General features: G+C 68.0%; 14 protein-coding genes. 9 read left to right on the top strand and 5 right to left on the bottom strand.

Annotated features, from left to right (window positions below):
* Nucleotides 1-6 precede the first annotated feature (6 nt).
* Nucleotides 7-981: a Bug family tripartite tricarboxylate transporter substrate binding protein gene (locus tag FOC84_RS23330; RefSeq protein WP_173146533.1), complete on the bottom strand. Its 975-nt coding sequence runs from the start codon at nucleotides 979-981 to the stop codon at nucleotides 7-9.
* 166 nt (nucleotides 982-1,147) lie between these two features.
* On the opposite strand from FOC84_RS23330, the gene FOC84_RS23325 reads away from it, so the two are divergent.
* The 7 genes from FOC84_RS23325 to FOC84_RS23295 all read left to right on the top strand — a co-directional run bounded on the left by FOC84_RS23325 (nucleotide 1,148) and on the right by FOC84_RS23295 (nucleotide 10,929).
* Nucleotides 1,148-1,666: a MarR family winged helix-turn-helix transcriptional regulator gene (locus FOC84_RS23325; RefSeq protein ID WP_173146532.1), complete on the top strand. Its 519-nt coding sequence runs from the start codon at nucleotides 1,148-1,150 to the stop codon at nucleotides 1,664-1,666.
* A gap of 262 nt (nucleotides 1,667-1,928) precedes the next feature.
* Nucleotides 1,929-4,055 carry a TonB-dependent siderophore receptor gene (locus tag FOC84_RS23320; RefSeq protein WP_173146531.1) on the top strand — a complete coding sequence of 709 codons (2,127 nt, stop codon included), beginning with the start codon at nucleotides 1,929-1,931 and terminating at the stop codon, nucleotides 4,053-4,055.
* A 415-nt stretch (nucleotides 4,056-4,470) separates the two neighbouring features.
* Nucleotides 4,471-6,597: a TonB-dependent siderophore receptor gene (locus FOC84_RS23315; RefSeq protein WP_438800843.1), complete on the top strand. Its 2,127-nt coding sequence runs from the start codon at nucleotides 4,471-4,473 to the stop codon at nucleotides 6,595-6,597.
* 147 nt (nucleotides 6,598-6,744) lie between these two features.
* Entirely contained in the window at nucleotides 6,745-7,770 is a 1,026-nt protein-coding gene (locus tag FOC84_RS23310) for a 2-keto-3-deoxygluconate permease (RefSeq protein WP_173146530.1), read from the top strand.
* On the top strand, nucleotides 7,767-8,984 hold the full coding sequence (gene dtnK / locus FOC84_RS23305) for a D-threonate kinase (RefSeq protein ID WP_173146529.1): 1,218 nt from the start codon (nucleotides 7,767-7,769) through the stop codon (nucleotides 8,982-8,984). Before FOC84_RS23310 ends, dtnK begins: the two co-directional genes overlap by 4 nt.
* Nucleotides 8,981-10,033 (top strand): 4-hydroxythreonine-4-phosphate dehydrogenase PdxA, encoded by a 1,053-nt coding sequence (gene pdxA, locus FOC84_RS23300; protein ID WP_173146528.1) that lies wholly within the window; start codon nucleotides 8,981-8,983, stop codon nucleotides 10,031-10,033. The genes dtnK and pdxA overlap by 4 nt, the downstream gene beginning before the upstream one ends.
* 5 nt (nucleotides 10,034-10,038) lie before the next feature.
* Nucleotides 10,039-10,929 carry a GntR family transcriptional regulator gene (locus tag FOC84_RS23295; protein WP_173146527.1) on the top strand — a complete coding sequence of 297 codons (891 nt, stop codon included), beginning with the start codon at nucleotides 10,039-10,041 and terminating at the stop codon, nucleotides 10,927-10,929.
* Nucleotides 10,930-10,996: 67 nt separating this feature from the next.
* Here the strand turns inward: FOC84_RS23295 and FOC84_RS23290 are convergent, their stop codons facing one another.
* On the bottom strand, nucleotides 10,997-11,665 hold the full coding sequence (locus tag FOC84_RS23290; RefSeq protein WP_173146526.1) for a FadR/GntR family transcriptional regulator: 669 nt from the start codon (nucleotides 11,663-11,665) through the stop codon (nucleotides 10,997-10,999).
* A gap of 188 nt (nucleotides 11,666-11,853) precedes the next feature.
* Here FOC84_RS23290 and FOC84_RS23285 point away from each other — a divergent pair, with 188 nt between their 5' ends.
* Together FOC84_RS23285 and FOC84_RS23280 are read left to right on the top strand one after the other, a co-directional pair.
* A complete protein-coding gene (locus tag FOC84_RS23285; RefSeq protein ID WP_173146525.1) occupies nucleotides 11,854-12,723 on the top strand; it encodes a fumarylacetoacetate hydrolase family protein in 870 nt (289 codons plus the stop codon).
* A gap of 59 nt (nucleotides 12,724-12,782) precedes the next feature.
* On the top strand, nucleotides 12,783-13,754 hold the full coding sequence (locus tag FOC84_RS23280) for a tripartite tricarboxylate transporter substrate binding protein (RefSeq protein WP_173146524.1): 972 nt from the start codon (nucleotides 12,783-12,785) through the stop codon (nucleotides 13,752-13,754).
* Nucleotides 13,755-13,793: 39 nt separating this feature from the next.
* Here FOC84_RS23280 and FOC84_RS23275 read toward each other — a convergent pair whose 3' ends face one another.
* The 3 genes from FOC84_RS23275 to FOC84_RS23265 are packed head-to-tail and all read right to left on the bottom strand — an operon-like array spanning nucleotide 13,794 to nucleotide 16,860.
* Nucleotides 13,794-15,290 (bottom strand): class I adenylate-forming enzyme family protein, encoded by a 1,497-nt coding sequence (locus FOC84_RS23275; protein WP_173146523.1) that lies wholly within the window; start codon nucleotides 15,288-15,290, stop codon nucleotides 13,794-13,796.
* A 9-nt stretch (nucleotides 15,291-15,299) separates the two neighbouring features.
* Complete coding sequence (locus FOC84_RS23270; RefSeq protein ID WP_173146522.1) at nucleotides 15,300-16,034, bottom strand: CoA-transferase subunit beta; 735 nt, start codon at nucleotides 16,032-16,034, stop codon at nucleotides 15,300-15,302.
* Nucleotides 16,027-16,860: a CoA transferase subunit A gene (locus tag FOC84_RS23265; protein ID WP_173146521.1), complete on the bottom strand. Its 834-nt coding sequence runs from the start codon at nucleotides 16,858-16,860 to the stop codon at nucleotides 16,027-16,029. The genes FOC84_RS23270 and FOC84_RS23265 overlap by 8 nt, the downstream gene beginning before the upstream one ends.
* Nucleotides 16,861-16,885 lie beyond the last annotated feature (25 nt).

Raw genomic sequence — 16,885 nt, 5'->3', positions numbered from 1 at the left:
CCCCTCCTATTGCTCGGCCTTGAAGCCGGAGTCCCGCACCACAGGCTCCCATTGCTTGCGGTAGGCCGCCAATGCGTCAGCCGTGCCGCTCGCGTCCAGCGACACCGGCTCAAGATAGGCGGCGTGCACGGCCTCCTGCATGGCGGGCTCGCGCAGCACCGCCGCGATGTCCGCACCCAGCCTGTCGGCCTTGGCCTGCGGCATGGCCGCCGGCGCAAAGAAGGCGTTCCAGCCGTCGGCCGCGAGGTTCACCCCGCCTTCCTTGAAAGTAGGCACGTCCTTGAGCTCGGCGTCGCGCGCATCGCCGGAGATGGCGAGGATGCGGATCTTGCCGGCGCGATGCTGCGGCAGCAAGGTGTCCAGCGTGTCTATGCCTTGTGGCAGGATGCCGCCTATCAGTTCGGAAATCAGCGGGCCCGATCCGCGGTAGCCGACCACTTCCGGCTCCTGGCCCAGTTCACGGCCCAGCATCAGGGCGAAGAAATGCGGCAAGCTGCCGGTGGCCGGCACGCCCACCGCGAACTGCTTGGGGTTCGCCTTCAGCCACTGCCGCAGGCCGGCCAGGTCCTGGATCGGCGAATTCGCCGCCACCGCCAGCGCGAACTTGTAGCGGCTGACCAGCGACACCGGCTTGAAGTCGCGTTGCGCATCGTAGCCGGGCTGGGAGTAGACCAGCGGCGCCACCACCATCACGGCCGGATTCGCCAGCATCAGCACGTTCTGGCTGGCTGGCGCCGCGTGCAGGCCTTGCGCCGCGATGCGGCCGCCCGCTCCCGTCTTGTTCTCGACCACCACGGCCACGCCGACCCGTTCCTTGAGCCGGTCCGCGACCAGCCGCGCGATGCGGTCCGAACTGCCGCCCGGCGGGTAGCCCACCACCACCGTCAGCGTCCCGTCCAGCGGGGCCTGCTGCGCGCACGCCAGCGGGGCCGCGCCCGCCAGTATCGTCGCCACCGCGGCGCCTGCAATCCAATTACGCATCGTCTTCTCCTGGAGACAGCGGCCCGCTGTCGATTATGGTTTTCACTGCCTGGCCGATACCCAAATAGGAAAATTGACTTTAGCAACGCGGGCATTTGTTGATCTAATCCAGGACTTCCAATAACGATATGCAGCGCGAACTGCAACGCCACCAGGAGGAAACGCCATGCCGACCGATCCCGCGTCCGGCCACCGCCAGCTTTCGGACATGCTGATGTATCGGCTGTACCAGGCGTGGTCGCAATCGAATCCGGTATTCCTGCGCCTGTGCGAAGGCCGCTTCGGCATCACGCGCCGCGAATGGCGTGTGCTGGCCAGCGCCGTCGAAGGCGGCATCATGAATTCGGCCGAACTGGCCGCCGCCGCCAAACTTGATCCTGTTCGCACTTCTCGTACCCTGGGTACGCTGTGCGAGAAAGGCTGGCTACGGCGTCTGCACGACGGCGCCGATCGGCGCATGGTGCGGGTGGAAGCCACGGATGAAGGCATCGCCCTCTACGACGCTTTGCTGCCCGAGGTCTCGCACCTGAACGACCTGCTGGTGCAGGACCTGAGCGACGACGAGGTCGCCTTGCTGCGCGACTTCCTGGGCCGCATCGAACAGCGCGGCCGCCGCATGGCCGAGGACAACATCGTCTCGGAGAAGGCCAGCCGGCGCGACGGCGGCACGCGCCGGCCGCGGTAGGCCTCACCCGATCTGTCGCTCCCAGCCAACAGGCGCGTTGATCAAGCCGCGCCGCCGGAATTTTCCGTAAGCCGCTGATAGCACGGCACTTTCCCCTCTCTTGCCACCTCCCCCCCTGGCAAATTTGGTAGGCCTTCATCACATTCACGGCCCGACCATTTCCCGATAGCCTTAACACGGTTGATCAGCATTATTGATCATTATCGTTCTCATTATCACTTTCATATTTATTGGTTTGTTTGCAAACCGCAGGGGAAATCCATTGAAACGCCATCTTCATCCGGCCGCCCGCCGTGCGCGGCCGCACACGTTGCTGCCCATCGCCGCCGCGCTGACCGCCTGCCTCGGCGCCGCGGCGCATGCCCAACCCGCGCAGTCGGGTGAGCCCGCCACCCTCCTGCCCGCTGTGCAGGTCACCGGCACCGGTGAAACCGCAACCAGCCCGGTCGACGGCTACGTCGCCACGCACAGCGCCACCGCCACCAAGACCGACACGCCCTTGTCGGAGACGCCGCAAGCCATCACCGTGATCCCGCGCGAGCAGATCGTGGACCAGGGCGCGCAGAACATCCAGGACACCATGAACTACGCGGCCGGCGTGCGCCCCAATGCGTACGGCGTGGAAAACAGCGGCGATTACGTGCGCATCCGTGGCGTGGAGCCGGTGCAGTACCTGGACGGGCTGCGCCAGTATTTCAGCCCCAACAATCCGCGCACCGAGGTCTATGCGATGGAGCGGGTCGAAGTGCTGCGCGGCCCCTCCTCCATGCTGTATGGACAGGGCAGCACCGGCGGCATCGTCAACCTGGTCAGCAAGCGGCCGCTGGCGGAAACGCAGCGCGAGATCGGCGTGGTGCTGGGCAACCACAACCGCCGCGAGATCCAGGCCGACCTCACGGGTCCGGCCAGCGAGGACGGCCAATGGCTGTACCGCGTCATCGCGGTCGGACTCGACAGCGACAGCCAGACGCAGTACGCGCCCGACGACCGCCTGATGCTGGCGCCGTCCCTCACCTGGCGCCCCAGCGCGGCCACCTCGCTGACGCTGCAGGCCACCTGGCAGAAGGAACGCTCGGGCACCACACAAGCCACCCTGCCGTGGAACGGTACGGTGCAGGAAAATCCCAACGGCCGCATCCCGACCCGGCGCTTCGGCAGCGAGCCCGGCTTCGACGCCTACGACACCGAGCTGTTCAGGGTGGGCTGGCTGTTCGAGCATCAGTTCAACGAGACCTGGAAAGTGCGGCAGAACTTCCGCAACACGGTCAGCAGTGTCGACTACAAGGCGGTCTACCCCAGCGTCTACGGCGCGCGCCGCGGCGATGCGTACATCGATCCGGAACAGACCACCGTCGGCCGCGGTTTCTATGTCGACAAGCCGCGCAAGCGCACCCTACAGCTCGACCAGAACCTGGAAGGCAAGCTGAACTGGGGCCGCACGGAACACACGGTGATCTTCGGCATGGACTATTCGCGCTACCGCGAGACCACCCAGACCGCCGGCGGCGCGGGCTCGCCGCTGAACCTGTACCACCCCGTGTACGGCAACGCGCCCGAGTACGAACTGTCGGACAGCCCCAAGATCAATCAGCAGCAGATCGGCTTCTATGCGCAGGACCAGATCAAATTCGACAAGAACTGGATCTTCCTGGCCGGCATCCGCCGTGACCGCGCCGACAGCACCACCCAAGGCCAGGACCGCGAAACCGACATGGCCACCACCAAGCGCTTCGGTCTGATGTACGCCGCGGACAACGGCTGGTCGCCCTACCTCAGCTACAGCGAATCGTTCACGCCCATCGCCGGCGCCGACTTCTACAACCAGCGCTGGAAGCCCATGCGCGGCAAGCAGGTGGAGGCCGGCATCAAATACATGCCGAAGGACGCCGACATCGAATTCACGGCCGCCGCCTACGACCTGCGCGAAAAGAACCGCCAGACCAACGATCCGAACAACCCCAACAACCAGATCCAGGCCGGCAAGACCCGCACGCGCGGGGTGGAGCTGGAGCTGCGCGGCCGCATCACCAGGGACGTGGACGTGATCGCCAATTACATCTACACCGACCTGGATCCGCAGCTCGACGCGCAGCCCAAGCACATGGCTTCCACGTGGGGCAAGTACCGCTTCGCGCTGGCCGGCCAGCCCGGCTTCGCGGTGGGCGCGGGCGTGCGCTATCTGTCGGCGTTCCGCGACGGCGGCGCCCCGGAAACGCCGGCGGTCACGCTGTTCGACGCCATGCTCAGCTACGACAACGGCCTCTGGCGCTATGCGCTGAACGTGAACAACATCGCGGACCGCACTTATGAAGCGATCTGCATGGACCGCGGCGACTGCTACTACGGCGCGCGCCGCACCGTCATGCTGAGCGGCGCCTATCGCTTCTAAAATCGGAACTGCCTCCGGGCCAGGGAACCTGTACCTGGCGCGGACCTCGCGCACCTTGGGTGCGCTGTGCGAAGAAGGCTGGCTGCGCCACTTGCACGACAGCGCCGACCGCGGCGTGGTGCGCGTGGAAGCCACGGCCGAAGGCATCGCCCTCTACGGCCGCGGTAGGCCTGAACCGCGATTTGTCGCGCCTCTCCAACAGCCTCGCGATTTGCGCGTCGCTGCCGAAAACCGCCGCAAGACGCTGATAGCACGACACTTTCCCAGTTTCCCTTAACCTGCAAACGAAAATTGCAGCGCTTTTTTACATCTGAGTCCCGCCGTTTCCTGGCCTCTCATTTGGCATGAATTGATAATAGTTATCGTTGTCATTTCTATAAGTAATAGGCCGCTCTTCGGCCGCTGGGGAAATCTCTTGATACGCCATCTTCATCCGGCCGCCCGCCGTGCGCGGCCGCAGGCCTTGCTGCCCATCGCCGCCGCGCTGACCGCCTGCCTCGGCGCCGCGGCGCATGCTCAACCCGCGCAGTCGGGTGAACCCGCCACCCTCCTGCCCGCCGTGCAGGTCACGGGAACCGGCGAGACAGCGACCAGCCCGGTCGACGGCTACGTCGCCACGCGCAGCGCCACCGCCACCAAGACCGACACGCCCTTGTCGGAAACGCCGCAAGCCATCACCGTGATCCCGCGCGAGCAGATCGTGGACCAGGGCGCGCAGAACATCCAGGACACCATGAACTACGCGGCCGGCGTGCGCCCCAACGCCTATGGCGTGGACAACCGCGCCGACTACGTGCGCATCCGCGGCGTGGAGCCGGTGCAGTACCTGGACGGCCTGCGCCAGTATTTCAGCTTCAACAACCCGCGCACCGAGGTCTATGCGATGGAGCGGGTCGAAGTGCTGCGCGGCCCCTCCTCCATGCTGTATGGACAGGGCAGCACCGGCGGCATCGTCAACCTGGTCAGCAAGCGGCCGCTGGCGGAAACGCAGCGCGAGATCGGCGTGGTGCTGGGCAACCACAACCGCCGCGAGATCCAGGCCGACCTCACGGGTCCGGCCAGCGAGGACGGCCAATGGTTGTACCGCGTGATCGCCGTGGGACGCGACAGCGATACCCAGGTCCAGTACGCGCCCGACGACCGTCTGATGCTGGCGCCGTCCCTCACCTGGCGCCCCAGCGCGGCCACCTCGCTGACGCTGCAGGCCACCTGGCAGAAGGATCGCGCGGGCACCACGCAGTCCTTCCTGCCGTGGAGCGGCTCGGTGCAGGAAAATCCCAACGGCCGCATCCCGACCCGGCGCTTCGCCAGCGAGCCCGGTTTCGACGCCTACGACACCGAGCAGTTCAGCGTGGGCTGGCTGTTCGAGCATCAGTTCAACGACACCTGGAAAGTGCGGCAGAACTTCCGCAACACGGTCAGCAGCGTCGACTACAAGACGCTCTATCCCAACGTCTACGGCGCGCGCCGCGGCGATTCGTACATCGATCCGGAACAGACCACCGTCGACCGCATTTTCTACGTCAACAAGCCGCGCATGCGCACGCTGCTGGCCGACCAGAACCTGGAAGGCAAGCTGAACTGGGGCCGCACGGAACACACGGTGCTCTTCGGCATGGATTATTCGCGCTACCGCGAGACCAGCCAGACGGCCAGCGGCGCGGGCTCGCCGTTGAACCTGTACCACCCGGTGTACGGCAACGCGCCCGAGTATGAACTGTCGGACACTCCCAAGATCAACCAACAGCAGATCGGCTTCTACGCCCAGGACCAGATCAAGTTCGACAAGAACTGGATCTTCCTGGCCGGCATCCGCCGCGACCGCGCCGACAGCACCACCCAAGGCCAGGACCGCGAAACCGACATGGCCACCACCAAGCGCTTCGGCCTGATGTACGCCGCGGACAACGGTTGGTCGCCGTATCTCAGCTACAGCGAGTCGTTCACGCCCATCGCCGGCGCCGACTTCTACAACCAGCGCTGGAAGCCCATGCGCGGCAAGCAGGTGGAGGCCGGTATCAAATACATGCCGAAGGACGCCGACATCGAATTCACGGCCGCCGCCTACGACCTGCGCGAAAAGAACCGCCAGACCAACGATCCGAACAACCCCAACAACCAGATCCAGGCCGGCAAGACCCGCACGCGCGGGGTGGAGCTGGAGCTGCGCGGCCGCGTCACCAAGGATGTGGACGTGATCGCCAACTACATCTACACCGACCTGGATCCGCAGCTGGAAGCGCAGCCCAAGCACATGGCTTCCATGTGGGGCAAGTACCGCTTCGCGCTGGCCGGCCAGCCTGGTTTCGCGGTGGGCGCGGGCGTGCGCTATCTGTCGGCATTCCGCGACGGCGGCGCCCCGGAAACGCCGGCGGTCACGCTGTTCGACGCCATGCTCAGCTACGACAACGGTCCTTGGCGCTATGCGCTGAACCTGAACAACATCGCGGACCGCACGTATGAAGTGGTCTGCCTGGACCGCGGCGACTGCTTCTACGGCGCGCGCCGCACCGTCATGCTGAGCGGCGCCTACCGCTTTTAAAATCGGAACTGCCTCCGGGTTGGTACACCTGTACGTACATGCTGTACGTACAGGTGTACACTACGGTTTTTCGTCCTTGATCAACCGTCTGACAGACGCGCGCTCGAACGTCTGCAACCTAGAAAAACCGTCCTGGAGACTCCGATAGTGTCGACCGAAACTTCCCGCTCGCCCTTTTTTGGCACGATGCAGAAAATCCCCGGTGGATTGATGCTGGTGCCGCTGATCCTGGGTTCACTGATCGGCACCTTCGCTCCCGACGCCCTGGCGATCGGCGGCTTCACCACCGCCCTGTTCAAGAACAGCGCCCTGCCCCTGATCGCGCTGCTGATCTTCGCGACCGGCACCCAGGTCAACACGCGCACCGGCGGCCCCATCCTGGCCACCGCCGGCACCATCCTGCTGATGAAGACCCTGGTGCCCGCCACCCTCATCATCATCCTGGGCAGCTACGTCGGCCTGGACGGCGTGCTGGGCGTCTCCATCCTGGCGATGCTGGCCGCCTTCGACAACAGCAACGGCGGCCTGTGGCTGGCCTATACCGGCCAATACGGCGACGCCCGCGACCGCGGCGCCTATGTCGCCAGCGCGGTCAACGACGGCCCCTTCTTCAGCCTGCTGTTCCTGGGCGCCTCGGGCCTGGCCGACATCCCCATGATCGCCCTGGTGGCGGCGCTGGTGCCGTTCCTGCTGGGCGTGGTGGTCGGCAACCTGGACCCCAAGTGGCGCGACGTGCTCAAGCCCGTGCCCAACATCGTCATCCCCTTCTTCGCCTTCGCGCTGGGCACCGGCATCAACCTGGGCGCCGTGGTTTCCGGCGGCATCAGCGGATTGATCCTGGGCCTGATCATCAGCCCCATCACCGGCGGCCTGGTCTACCTGGGCTATCGCCTGATCCTGAAGCGCGGCGGCAAGAGCGGCCTGGGCTTCGCGGCCGGCACCACCGCCGGCAACGCCATCGCCACCCCCGCGGTCGTGGCGGCAGCCGACCCCAACTTCCAGCAGTACGTGTCGACCGCCACCGCGCAGGTCGCCGCCTGCGTGCTGATCAGCTCGATCCTGGCGCCGATGCTGGCCTCGTACTTCCTCAAGCGCGCCGGCGAGCTCAAGTCCGAGGACGCCGATCCCACGGTCGCGCCCGCCCTGCGTGAAGCGCGCGGAGAAGCGCTTTGAATCCCGCCATCGCCATCGTCGCCGATGACCTGACCGGGTCGGGCGACACGGCGGTGCAGTTCGTGCGCGCCGGCTGGAGCACGCACCTGTCCATCGGCGGCGCCGACGAGGCGCTGTCGGGTCCGGGCGCCGCCGGCGTGGAAGTGCTGGCGGTCACGACCAACAGCCGCGCGCTGTCCGCCGCCGACGCGGCCGAGACCGTCTGGCAGAACGTGCGGCGCCTGCGCGCGGCCGGCGTCACGCGCCTGTACAAGAAGGTGGACTCCACCTTGCGCGGCGCCTTCAAGGCCGAGATCGACGCGGCGCGCGAGGCCTGGGGCCCGGACACCATCGCGGTGATCTGCCCGGCCTTCCCGGCCACCGGCCGCACCATCGAACAAGGCGTGCTCTACGTCAACGGCAAGCCGGTCACAGAGACATCGGCGGCCACCGATCCGGTCACGCCCGTGACCGAAAGCCATATCCCCACTCTGCTGGGTTGCGCCCATGTGGCGGCGCAGGAAGGCGAGACGCCGCAAGCGCTGGCGGCCCGCATCCGCCTGGCGGGCAACACCGTGGTGGTCGACGCCGCCACCGAGGCCGACCTGGAGCGCCTGGCGCGCGCCATCGGCCTGCTGGGCGTACATGCCCTGCCCGTGGGAGCGGGCGGCCTGGCCGTGCCGCTGGCCCGGGTCTGGGCCGGCGCCGACCAGACCGCGCCGGTCGTGGTGGTGGTGACCTCGCAGCACAGCGCGGCGCGCACGCAAGCCGCCGCCCTGCAAGCCTCGGGCGCCGACACCTGGACGCCCACGCTGGCCCAACTGGCCGACGATGCGGCATGGCAGGCCTGGAGCCAGCCGCTGCTGCAGGCGCACGCGCAGGCCCCGGCGCAGGCCGGCACGGTGCTGCTGCTGGCGCCCGAAGGCCAGCTGGACGGCCTGGATTCCGAGACCGTCGCCGAGCGCTTGGGCAGCCTGGCCGCGCAATTGATCGCCAGCGCGAACGCCGCCGGCGTGGTCGCCACCGGCGGCGACGGCGCGCGCAGCGTGCTGGTGGCGCTGGGCGCCCGCGGCATTGCGCTGGTGGATGAAGTGATGGGCGGCGTGCCCCTGGGCACGCTGACCGGAGGCACGGCCGCCGGCCTGCCCGTGGTGACCAAGGCCGGCGGCTTTGGCACCGAAGATGTACTGGTTCGCGCGGTGCGCGCGATCCGCGACAGGAGATTCAAGCGATGACACAATCCCAACCGGGCAAGCTGCCCCTGCTGGCCGTAACCCTGGGCGACGTGGCAGGTATCGGGCCGGAAATCACGGCCAAGATGCTGATGGGCCATGACGAACTGCGCCAGAAGGCCCGCCTGCTGGTGGTCGGCGACGTGGACGTGATGACCAACGCCGTGCGCAGCCTGGGCGGCGACCCCGCCATCGTGCGCAAGCTGGAGCGCGCGGCCGACTGCGCCAACACCCCCGGCACCATTGAAGTGCTGCAGGCCGGCCCGTCGCTGGCCCACGTCAAGCTGGGCGAGATCAGCGCGGATGCGGGCGACGGCTCGGTGCGCTTCGTCACCACGGCCTGCGCCCTGGCGCGCGCCGGCGAGGTCGACGGCATCGTCACCGCGCCGCTGAACAAGGCCGCCATGCACGCGGCTGGCCACAAGTGGCCCGGCCACACCGAACTGCTGGCGCACGAATTCGGCGTCAAGACCTTCTCGCTGGTGCTGTCGGCCGGCGACCTTTACATTTTCCACGCCACCACCCATGTATCGCTGCGCCAGGCCATCGAAGACCTGACCCCGGCGCGCATGCGCGCGGTGCTGCGCCTGGCCGGCTCGTTCGCCAAGGCGCTGGGCCGCGGCGACCAGCCGGTGGCGGTGTCGGGCCTGAATCCGCATGCCGGAGAAAACGGCATCTTCGGCACCGAAGACGCCGACATCCTGGCCCCCGCCGTGGCCGAAGCCAATGCCGCGGGCATCCTGGCCGCCGGCCCGATCCCGGCCGACGCGCTGTTCCCGCAAGCCGTGCGCGGCAAGTGGAAATTCGTGATCGCCTGTTACCACGACCAGGGCCACGCGCCCTTCAAGGCGGTCTACGGCGACGACGGCGTAAACATCACGGTAGGCCTGCCTGTCGTGCGCGTGTCGGTGGACCACGGCACCGCCTTCGACATCGCTGGAAAGGGCATCGCCCGCGAGGACAGCCTGATCCTGGCCGCCGAGCGCGCCGCGCATCTGGCGCCGGGCTGGACGCATGTGTGGGAAACTGCGCGGGCACAAACCGGAGGTTGATTCCCATGGCGCCCGCCACGCATGACGCATTGCCCGCACTTGACCGCTCCGGCGATATCCCGCTGCACGCCCAGGTGGCGACCCTGCTGCGCGGATACATCCGCACGAACAAGCTCGCGGCCGGCGCCGTGCTGCCCAGCGAGGCGGCGCTGTGCGAGCGCTTCGGCGTGGCGCGCAGCGTGGTGCGCCAGGCGCTGGCGGCCCTGGCCACCGAAGGCCTGATCCAGCGCGAAACCGGGCGTCCCGCCAGCGTGGCGGCGCCCCAGGAACACCGCCGGCTGGTGCAGCGCTCCACCGGCCTGTACGAGCAATTCGCGCAATCCGGCGTGGCCTTGCAAACCCGCGTGCTGGCTTTCGAGCGCGCCGAACCGCCCGCCGACGTCGCCGCCTTCTTCGGCACCACGCAGTTGCTCATGCTGGAGCGCCTGCGCCATGTGGCCGACGCGCCGCTCGCCTACGTGCGCACCTGGCTGCCCGCCGACGCGGTGCCCGGCCTGCGCGCCGAAGACCTCGCCGACGCCTCCCTGCACGGCGTGCTGACGCGGCGCTTTGGCCTGCGTCCCGGCGCCGGGCGCAACCAGATCCGCGCCGTGGCCGCCGACAAGCCGCTGGCGCAACTGCTGGGCACGCAAGCCGGCACGCCGCTGCTGATGCTGCAAGGCCAGGGCATGGACCAACATGGCCGCCCTCTGGAGTGGTTCACGACCTGGCACCGCGCGGAACAGCTGGTGTTCGACGTGGACGTCAGCATGGGCCATGAAAGCGTGCAGCCCCGGCTGCAGACGCCCGATGCGCCCGCCGAACCCTCGCCCGAGGGACACGACCCGCTGGCGCGCGCCCAGGCCCTGGTGGCCGAACTTTCCGCCGAACTGGCCCGGCTGCGCGGGCAGCCCTGAGGCGCTTGTTCCGCGGCGGCCGGCCTTGCCCCGGCCGCGCCGCGATCTCCGCACCCAGCCGGCGCGGCTAGCCCAACAAGTTGTCCCTGACGTGCAGCAGATGCCGCCGCACGGCCTCCATGGCCCGTTCGGCGTCGCGGTCATGCAGCGCGTCGACGATCTCGCGATGCTCCACCTGATAGGCCTGACGCCGCTCGGGCGTCAGGCTCTTGCGCTTCAATGCGCCCCAGGTCGCTTGCGAGCGCGCCGCCGTCATCAGCGCGAACACTTTTTCGATGAAGAGATTGTGCGTGGCCGTGGCCATCAATTCGTGCAATTTGGCGTCCCAGATCTCGAACGCTTCGAAGCTGTCGGCGGCCTCGGCCTTTGCGCAGGCATCCTGCATGGCGGCGAAATCGGCCGGGCTGCCATGCTGCACCACCAGCGCCGCGATGGCCGGTTCCAGCACCAGCCGCGCCGCCATCAGTTCTGCCGGGCTGGTGGACAGCACTTCGGCGCGCAGCAGCCCTTCGGCCTGCGCCAGCGGCATCTGCGGATTGGCGTAGGTGCCGCTGCCCACGCGTTGCAGGATCAGGCCTTCGTCCTTCAATTCGGCCAGGGTGCGGCGCACCGTCGAGCGGCTGATGCCGAACTGTACGCTCAAGGCACGTTCCGTGGGCAGGCGATGGCCGGCGGGCCAGGCGCCGGATTGCAGATTTTCGATGATGACCGCGCGCAAGGCGGAGGCTTTGTCCATGGACTGTCCCAGAATGTCTAGCGGACAGATGATACCAAAACAGACCAATAAGCCGCCAAAAACCTGGCAATTCTGTTAGGAAAGTTGGTTTATTTGGTATATCCTCTCCCGAAATTGGGCCGGAATATTCGCCCAATTGGTACTTTTTGGTATTAAACAAGGGCGGCCGGACCGCTCAGGGAGCAAGCATGAAGATTGCAGTATTCCGGATCCAGGGCGAGCGCCGCATCGGCGTGGTGTCCGACGACGGCGGCAGCGTGACCGCCCTGGACTTCCCGCGCGAACTCGCGGCCGCCGGCGCGCTGACCGCCGTGGAATGGCTGGCCGAGGGCCGTGCCTTGCCGGGCCAGACCGGCTCGTCCTACCGCTGGGACCAGGTGGAGCATGAAGCGCCCTTGCCGGCGCAGCGGCGCAACCTGTTCTGCGTCGGACGCAACTACCACGCCCACGCCAAGGAACTGCGTGACTCCGTCTTCAAGGACAACGACGCCAATCCCGAATCCTGGCCCATCGTGTTCACCAAGGTGCCGCAGACCGTGGTCGGCCCCTGGGCCGACGTGCAACTGCCCGTGGGCGTCTCGGACAAGATCGACTACGAAGCCGAGCTGGCGGTGGTGATCGGCAAGGGCGGCCGCAACATTTCCCGCGCCGAGGCCATGAGCCACGTGATCGGCTACACGGTGGTCAACGACGTCACCGCGCGCGACGTGCAGATGCGCCATCAGCAATGGGATCTGGGCAAGTCCTTCGACACCTTCTGCCCCATGGGCCCCTGGCTGGTGACGGCCGACGAACTGGACGGCCGGCAGACCCGCGTGCGCTGCTGGGTCAACGGCGAACTGCGCCAGGACGGCAACACCGAAGACCTGATCTTCGACATCCCCACACTGATCGAAACCTGCTCGCGCGGCATCACCCTGTATCCGGGCGACGTCATCGCCACGGGCACGCCGGCCGGCGTCGGCCAGGGCCTGAACCCGCCGCGGTTCCTCAAGCACGGCGACGTGGTGCGGGTGGAAATCGACGGCATCGGACATATCGAAAACCGCTTCGTCTGAGTACAAGCCCCGGAATGAACACGGGGCGGCTCGGCAGCAAGAAGCACAAGGAGTGAGACATGATTCTGCGTTGCACCCGGGCGGCAGCGGCCGCCTTGCTGTGGCTGGGAGCCGCGAACGCGCTGGCTGCCGGCTACCCTGAACGCCCCGTGACCATGGTGGTGCCCTTCCCGCCCGGTGGCGTCGCCGACACCATCGCGCGGCCGCTGGCCCAGGCCATGGGCGACAAGCTGGGCCAGACCGTGGTCATCGAGAACAAGGGCGGTGCGGGCGGCGCCATCGGCATCGGCCAGGCCGGCCGCGCCAAGCCCGACGGCTACACGCTGTTGATGAGCCTGTCGTCGATTTCCATACTGCCCGCGGCCGACCGCCTGCTGGAACGCAAGCCGGCCTATCAGCTGGACCAGTTCGTGCCCATCGCCCGCATCACCGCCGATCCCACGGTGCTGGTGGTGCGCGCGGACGCACCGTACAAGACGCTGCAGGAATTCGTCGACGCGGCGAAGAAGCAGTCGGGCAAGTTCAGCTATGGCTCTTCCGGCATCTACGGCACCATGCACGTGCCGATGGAAATGCTGCAGAACGCGGCCGGCATCAAGATGATGCACGTGCCCTTCACCGGCGCTGGCCCCGCGGTGCAGGCGCTGGTGGGCGGCCAGGTCGATGCCCTGGCCACCGGCCCGTCCAGCGTCATGCAGCTGATCCAGGCGGGGCGCGTCAAGGCGCTGGCGCATTGGGGCGACGGCAAGCTCGACAGCCTGCCGGACGTGCCGTCCTTCAGGTCGCAGGGCTATGACATCAGCTTCGTGCAATGGTCGGGCGTGTTCGCCCTGGCCGGCACGCCGCCGGCCGTCATCGAAAAGCTGCGCCAGACGGTCAAGGAGATCGCCAACAACCCCGAGGTCCAGGCCCGTATCGCTGGCACCGGCAGTCCCGTGCAATACCTGGACGCGCCGGCATTCGACGAGTACTGGAAGAAGGACTCGGCCTCGCTGGAGGTCGCGGTCAACCGGATCGGCAAGGTCGAATAGCGTAACGGGACGCCCTGGATCCCGGAGCGTCCCGCCGGTTCATGAACGCAGGCTGGCGGGCGCAAGCTGTCGCGCCAGCGCCTTGCGGTCGACCTTGCCCACCGCGTTCTCAGGCAGGCGCTCGATCCACAGCACTTCGCGCGGCACGTAGATGCGGCCCAGCCGCGCCAGCACCTCGGCCTGTATGCCCGGCGCATCGGGCGCGGCTTCGCCCGCGCGCTGCACGAAGATCACGGGCACTTCGCCCAGGTCCTCGTCGGGCGCGCCCACCACGCAGCAGGCGGCCACGCCCGGCAGGCCCGTCACCACGCCCTCGATCAGCGCCGGCGAGATGTTCTCGCCGCCGCGGATGATCACGTCCTTGATGCGGCCGGTGATGCTCAGATAGCCCTGCTCGTCGAAACGCCCCAGGTCGCCCGTGCGCAGCTGTTGCGGCGCGCCGGCGTCGGCGCTGTCCACGCCCACATAGCCCAGCATCAGGCTGTCGCCCGCGATGCAGATCTCGCCTTCGCCACCCGGCGCGGCCTCGCTGCCGTCCGGCAGGCGCAAGGTCACTCTCTGGCCGGCCAGCACCGTTCCCACCGACCCCACGCGGCGCGCGGCGGGCGGGTTCATGGTCGAGGTGCAGGTGGCTTCCGACAGGCCGTAGGAGACCACCAGCGGGCAACCCAGAAAGGCTTCAATGCGCCGGTGCAGCGCTTCGGTGATGGGCGCCGAACCGCAGCGCGCAAAGCGCAACGCGGCCAGGCTTGCGGGGTCGAACTCCAGTTCCAGCATGCGCGCGTACATGGTGGGCACGCCGGTGATGAGGGTGGGCCGGAACGCGCGCAGCAAGCCCGGCATGTCTTCGGCCCGGAAGCGCCCAGCCAGCGCCACGCAGGCGCCCGCCAGCAGCGGCGCGAAGATCTGGTTGTTGAGCGCGTTGGTGTGATGCAGCGGCATCACGTGCAAGAGCCGGTCTTCCGGCGTCAAGCCGGTGTGCGCCAGCACCCCGCGCGCATTGTTCGCCAGCCCGCGGTGGCTCAACAGCACGCCTTTGGGATTGCCGGTGCTACCGGATGTGAACAGCAACAGGCCCGCATCACCGGACGCGGCCTCGCCGCTGCCCGTCCAGTCCAGCGGGCCTTGCGCCACGGCGGCGGCGTCCAGCAGGCGTTGCGGCGCCAGGCCGCTGGCCCGGGCCGTGGCCGCGTTGGCCGCGTCGTGCAGCATCCAGCCCAGGCCCACCGCCGCCACGCGCCTGGCGGTCTCGGCCTCCGACAGGCGCGGCTCCAAGGGACACGGGCAGGCGCCCGCCGCCATCACGCCCAGGATCGCCAGCACCTGCGCCTGCGACCGCTCCATCGCGATCGCCACCAGGCTGCCGCGCGCCACGCCGGCGGCGCGCAATCCGCCCGCGATGCGCCCGACCTCGCGCTGCAGGCCGGCATAGGTCAAGGCGCCGTCCGCGGTCACGATGGCGGGCCGCCCGGCCCATTGCGGCTGGCTCCACAGGCGCGCGAACGCGGCCACCAGCGTGGCATCGGCGATCGTCATGGCGGCCTCCTAGCGCAGCGCGACGGCGGCGTCGCGTTCGAACTGGCCGTCGGAGTCCAGCTCGCGCAAGGCGCGCACCTCGGCCGCGGTAGGCAGCGCGGAGGGCTCGGCGCCCGTGGCGTCGAATTCGAAGCCGGTGCGCTCGCGCACCTCGGACAGGCTGGCTTCCGGATGCCAGGACTGCAAGGCCAGCCGGCCGTCGCGCTTGATGAACACGGCGATCGGCGTGACCACGCCGTGGAATCCGCCCCAGGAGGTCATGAAATCCAGCTTGGACACGAAGGTGCGCCGCGAGTGTTCGGTACGCCAGGTGCAAGCGCGCCGGGCCGTGGGCAGCATCACCGCGCCGCCCCCGCCGCCCGGCAGGCGCACCTTGGGTTCATGCCAGTCGCCGATGCAGGAGTTGTTGGCGCAGCCCGCGCCGTCGATCTGCGCCGCGCCCAGGAAGGTCAGGTCCATGCGGCCACGCGTGCACAGGTCGTAGAAGTCTTCGTTGGAGAAGATCGACGCGGTGTGCTCGGCCAGCACCGGATCGGAACTGGAGATCGGCACATGCGAGGGCCGCGGATTCACGCCGCCGGCCACGTTGATGTACACGAAGTCCCAATCGTAGGCGCGCTTGGCCAGCAGGCATGCCAGCATGGGCATGGTGGAATTCACGCCGCTGAAGGTGATCTCGTCCGGCCGGATGAAACGCGCCAGATTGGTGACGATGTAGGAAAAACCCGACCATTGCTCAGCCATGCTGCACCTCCCGCGCTTCGGGCGCCGCAGCCATGTGCGCCTGCAGATCGCTGTGTTTGTCCATGTATGCCTCCACCGCCGGATAGTCGATGGCGTAGTCCGGCCAGCAGGATCCCGGCCATGCGCCCTGCGGCGCCACGGCATAGGCCTGCACCATGAAGAACGGCACCAGCGTGGATTCCGGGCTGGCTTCGAACACCGCGCTGTCGACCACCTTCTCGGCCACCACCAGCACGCTGCCCGCGGCGCGCGACATGATGCGGTCCCAATGCGCGGTGCCATGCACTCGCACATTGCCCAGCGCGTCCACCTCCGAAGCATGGATCACGGCGAAGTCCGGCCGGATCGCCGGCACCACCCAGGTCTTCTGCCCGCTGCCGTAGGGATCGTCCAGGCACTTCCAGCCATTGAGTTCGGGCAGGCCGCTGCCGTGCAAGCCGCCGCAAGGCTGGAACGGCACGCCGAAGGCCGCCGCGCGCAGGCCGGCCGTAAGGCTGGCGCAGGCGTGTTCTTCCAGTTCGATCTCGCGCCGCTCCACCGCCTTGCGGTACCAGGGCGCCAGGCCGAAGTTCCCTTCCATGGCGACAATGCCCGCGCGCACGCGGCGCAGCGCGCCCGCGCGGCACAGGATGTCCACGTCGTAGCCCGGCGACTGCTTGACCAGTTCCAGGTCGCGCCGTCCCTGGCGGATCAGCTCGCGCACGAAGGCGAACGGCCCTCGGTGCAGGAAGCTGCCGCCCAATGCGATCGATGCGCCGTTGGGCACCAGCGCCGCCAGTTCGGCCAGCGTGCACTGCTTGTTCTTCTGATTGAAACCCGATGCCATGATGTCTCCTTCCCTGCCTGTTCTT

It is taken from the genome of Achromobacter pestifer, assembly GCF_013267355.1.
Taxonomy (GTDB): domain Bacteria; phylum Pseudomonadota; class Gammaproteobacteria; order Burkholderiales; family Burkholderiaceae_B; genus Achromobacter; species Achromobacter pestifer_A.
The sequence above is the reverse complement of the archived record's forward strand: the minus strand, read 5'-3'. Positions and strand labels throughout refer to the sequence as shown.

Excerpts from the sequence above, each read along its gene's own strand:
- FOC84_RS23330 (WP_173146533.1), bottom strand. The coding sequence starts at position 981 with ATGCGTAATTGGATTGCAGGCGCCGCGGTGGCGACGATACTGGCGGGC.
- FOC84_RS23325 (WP_173146532.1), top strand. The coding sequence starts at position 1,148 with ATGCCGACCGATCCCGCGTCCGGCCACCGCCAGCTTTCGGACATGCTG.
- pdxA (WP_173146528.1), top strand. The coding sequence starts at position 8,981 with ATGACACAATCCCAACCGGGCAAGCTGCCCCTGCTGGCCGTAACCCTG.
- FOC84_RS23295 (WP_173146527.1), top strand. The coding sequence starts at position 10,039 with ATGGCGCCCGCCACGCATGACGCATTGCCCGCACTTGACCGCTCCGGC.
- FOC84_RS23290 (WP_173146526.1), bottom strand. The coding sequence starts at position 11,665 with ATGGACAAAGCCTCCGCCTTGCGCGCGGTCATCATCGAAAATCTGCAA.
- FOC84_RS23285 (WP_173146525.1), top strand. The coding sequence starts at position 11,854 with ATGAAGATTGCAGTATTCCGGATCCAGGGCGAGCGCCGCATCGGCGTG.
- FOC84_RS23280 (WP_173146524.1), top strand. The coding sequence starts at position 12,783 with ATGATTCTGCGTTGCACCCGGGCGGCAGCGGCCGCCTTGCTGTGGCTG.
- FOC84_RS23275 (WP_173146523.1), bottom strand. The coding sequence starts at position 15,290 with ATGACGATCGCCGATGCCACGCTGGTGGCCGCGTTCGCGCGCCTGTGG.
- FOC84_RS23270 (WP_173146522.1), bottom strand. The coding sequence starts at position 16,034 with ATGGCTGAGCAATGGTCGGGTTTTTCCTACATCGTCACCAATCTGGCG.
- FOC84_RS23265 (WP_173146521.1), bottom strand. The coding sequence starts at position 16,860 with ATGGCATCGGGTTTCAATCAGAAGAACAAGCAGTGCACGCTGGCCGAA.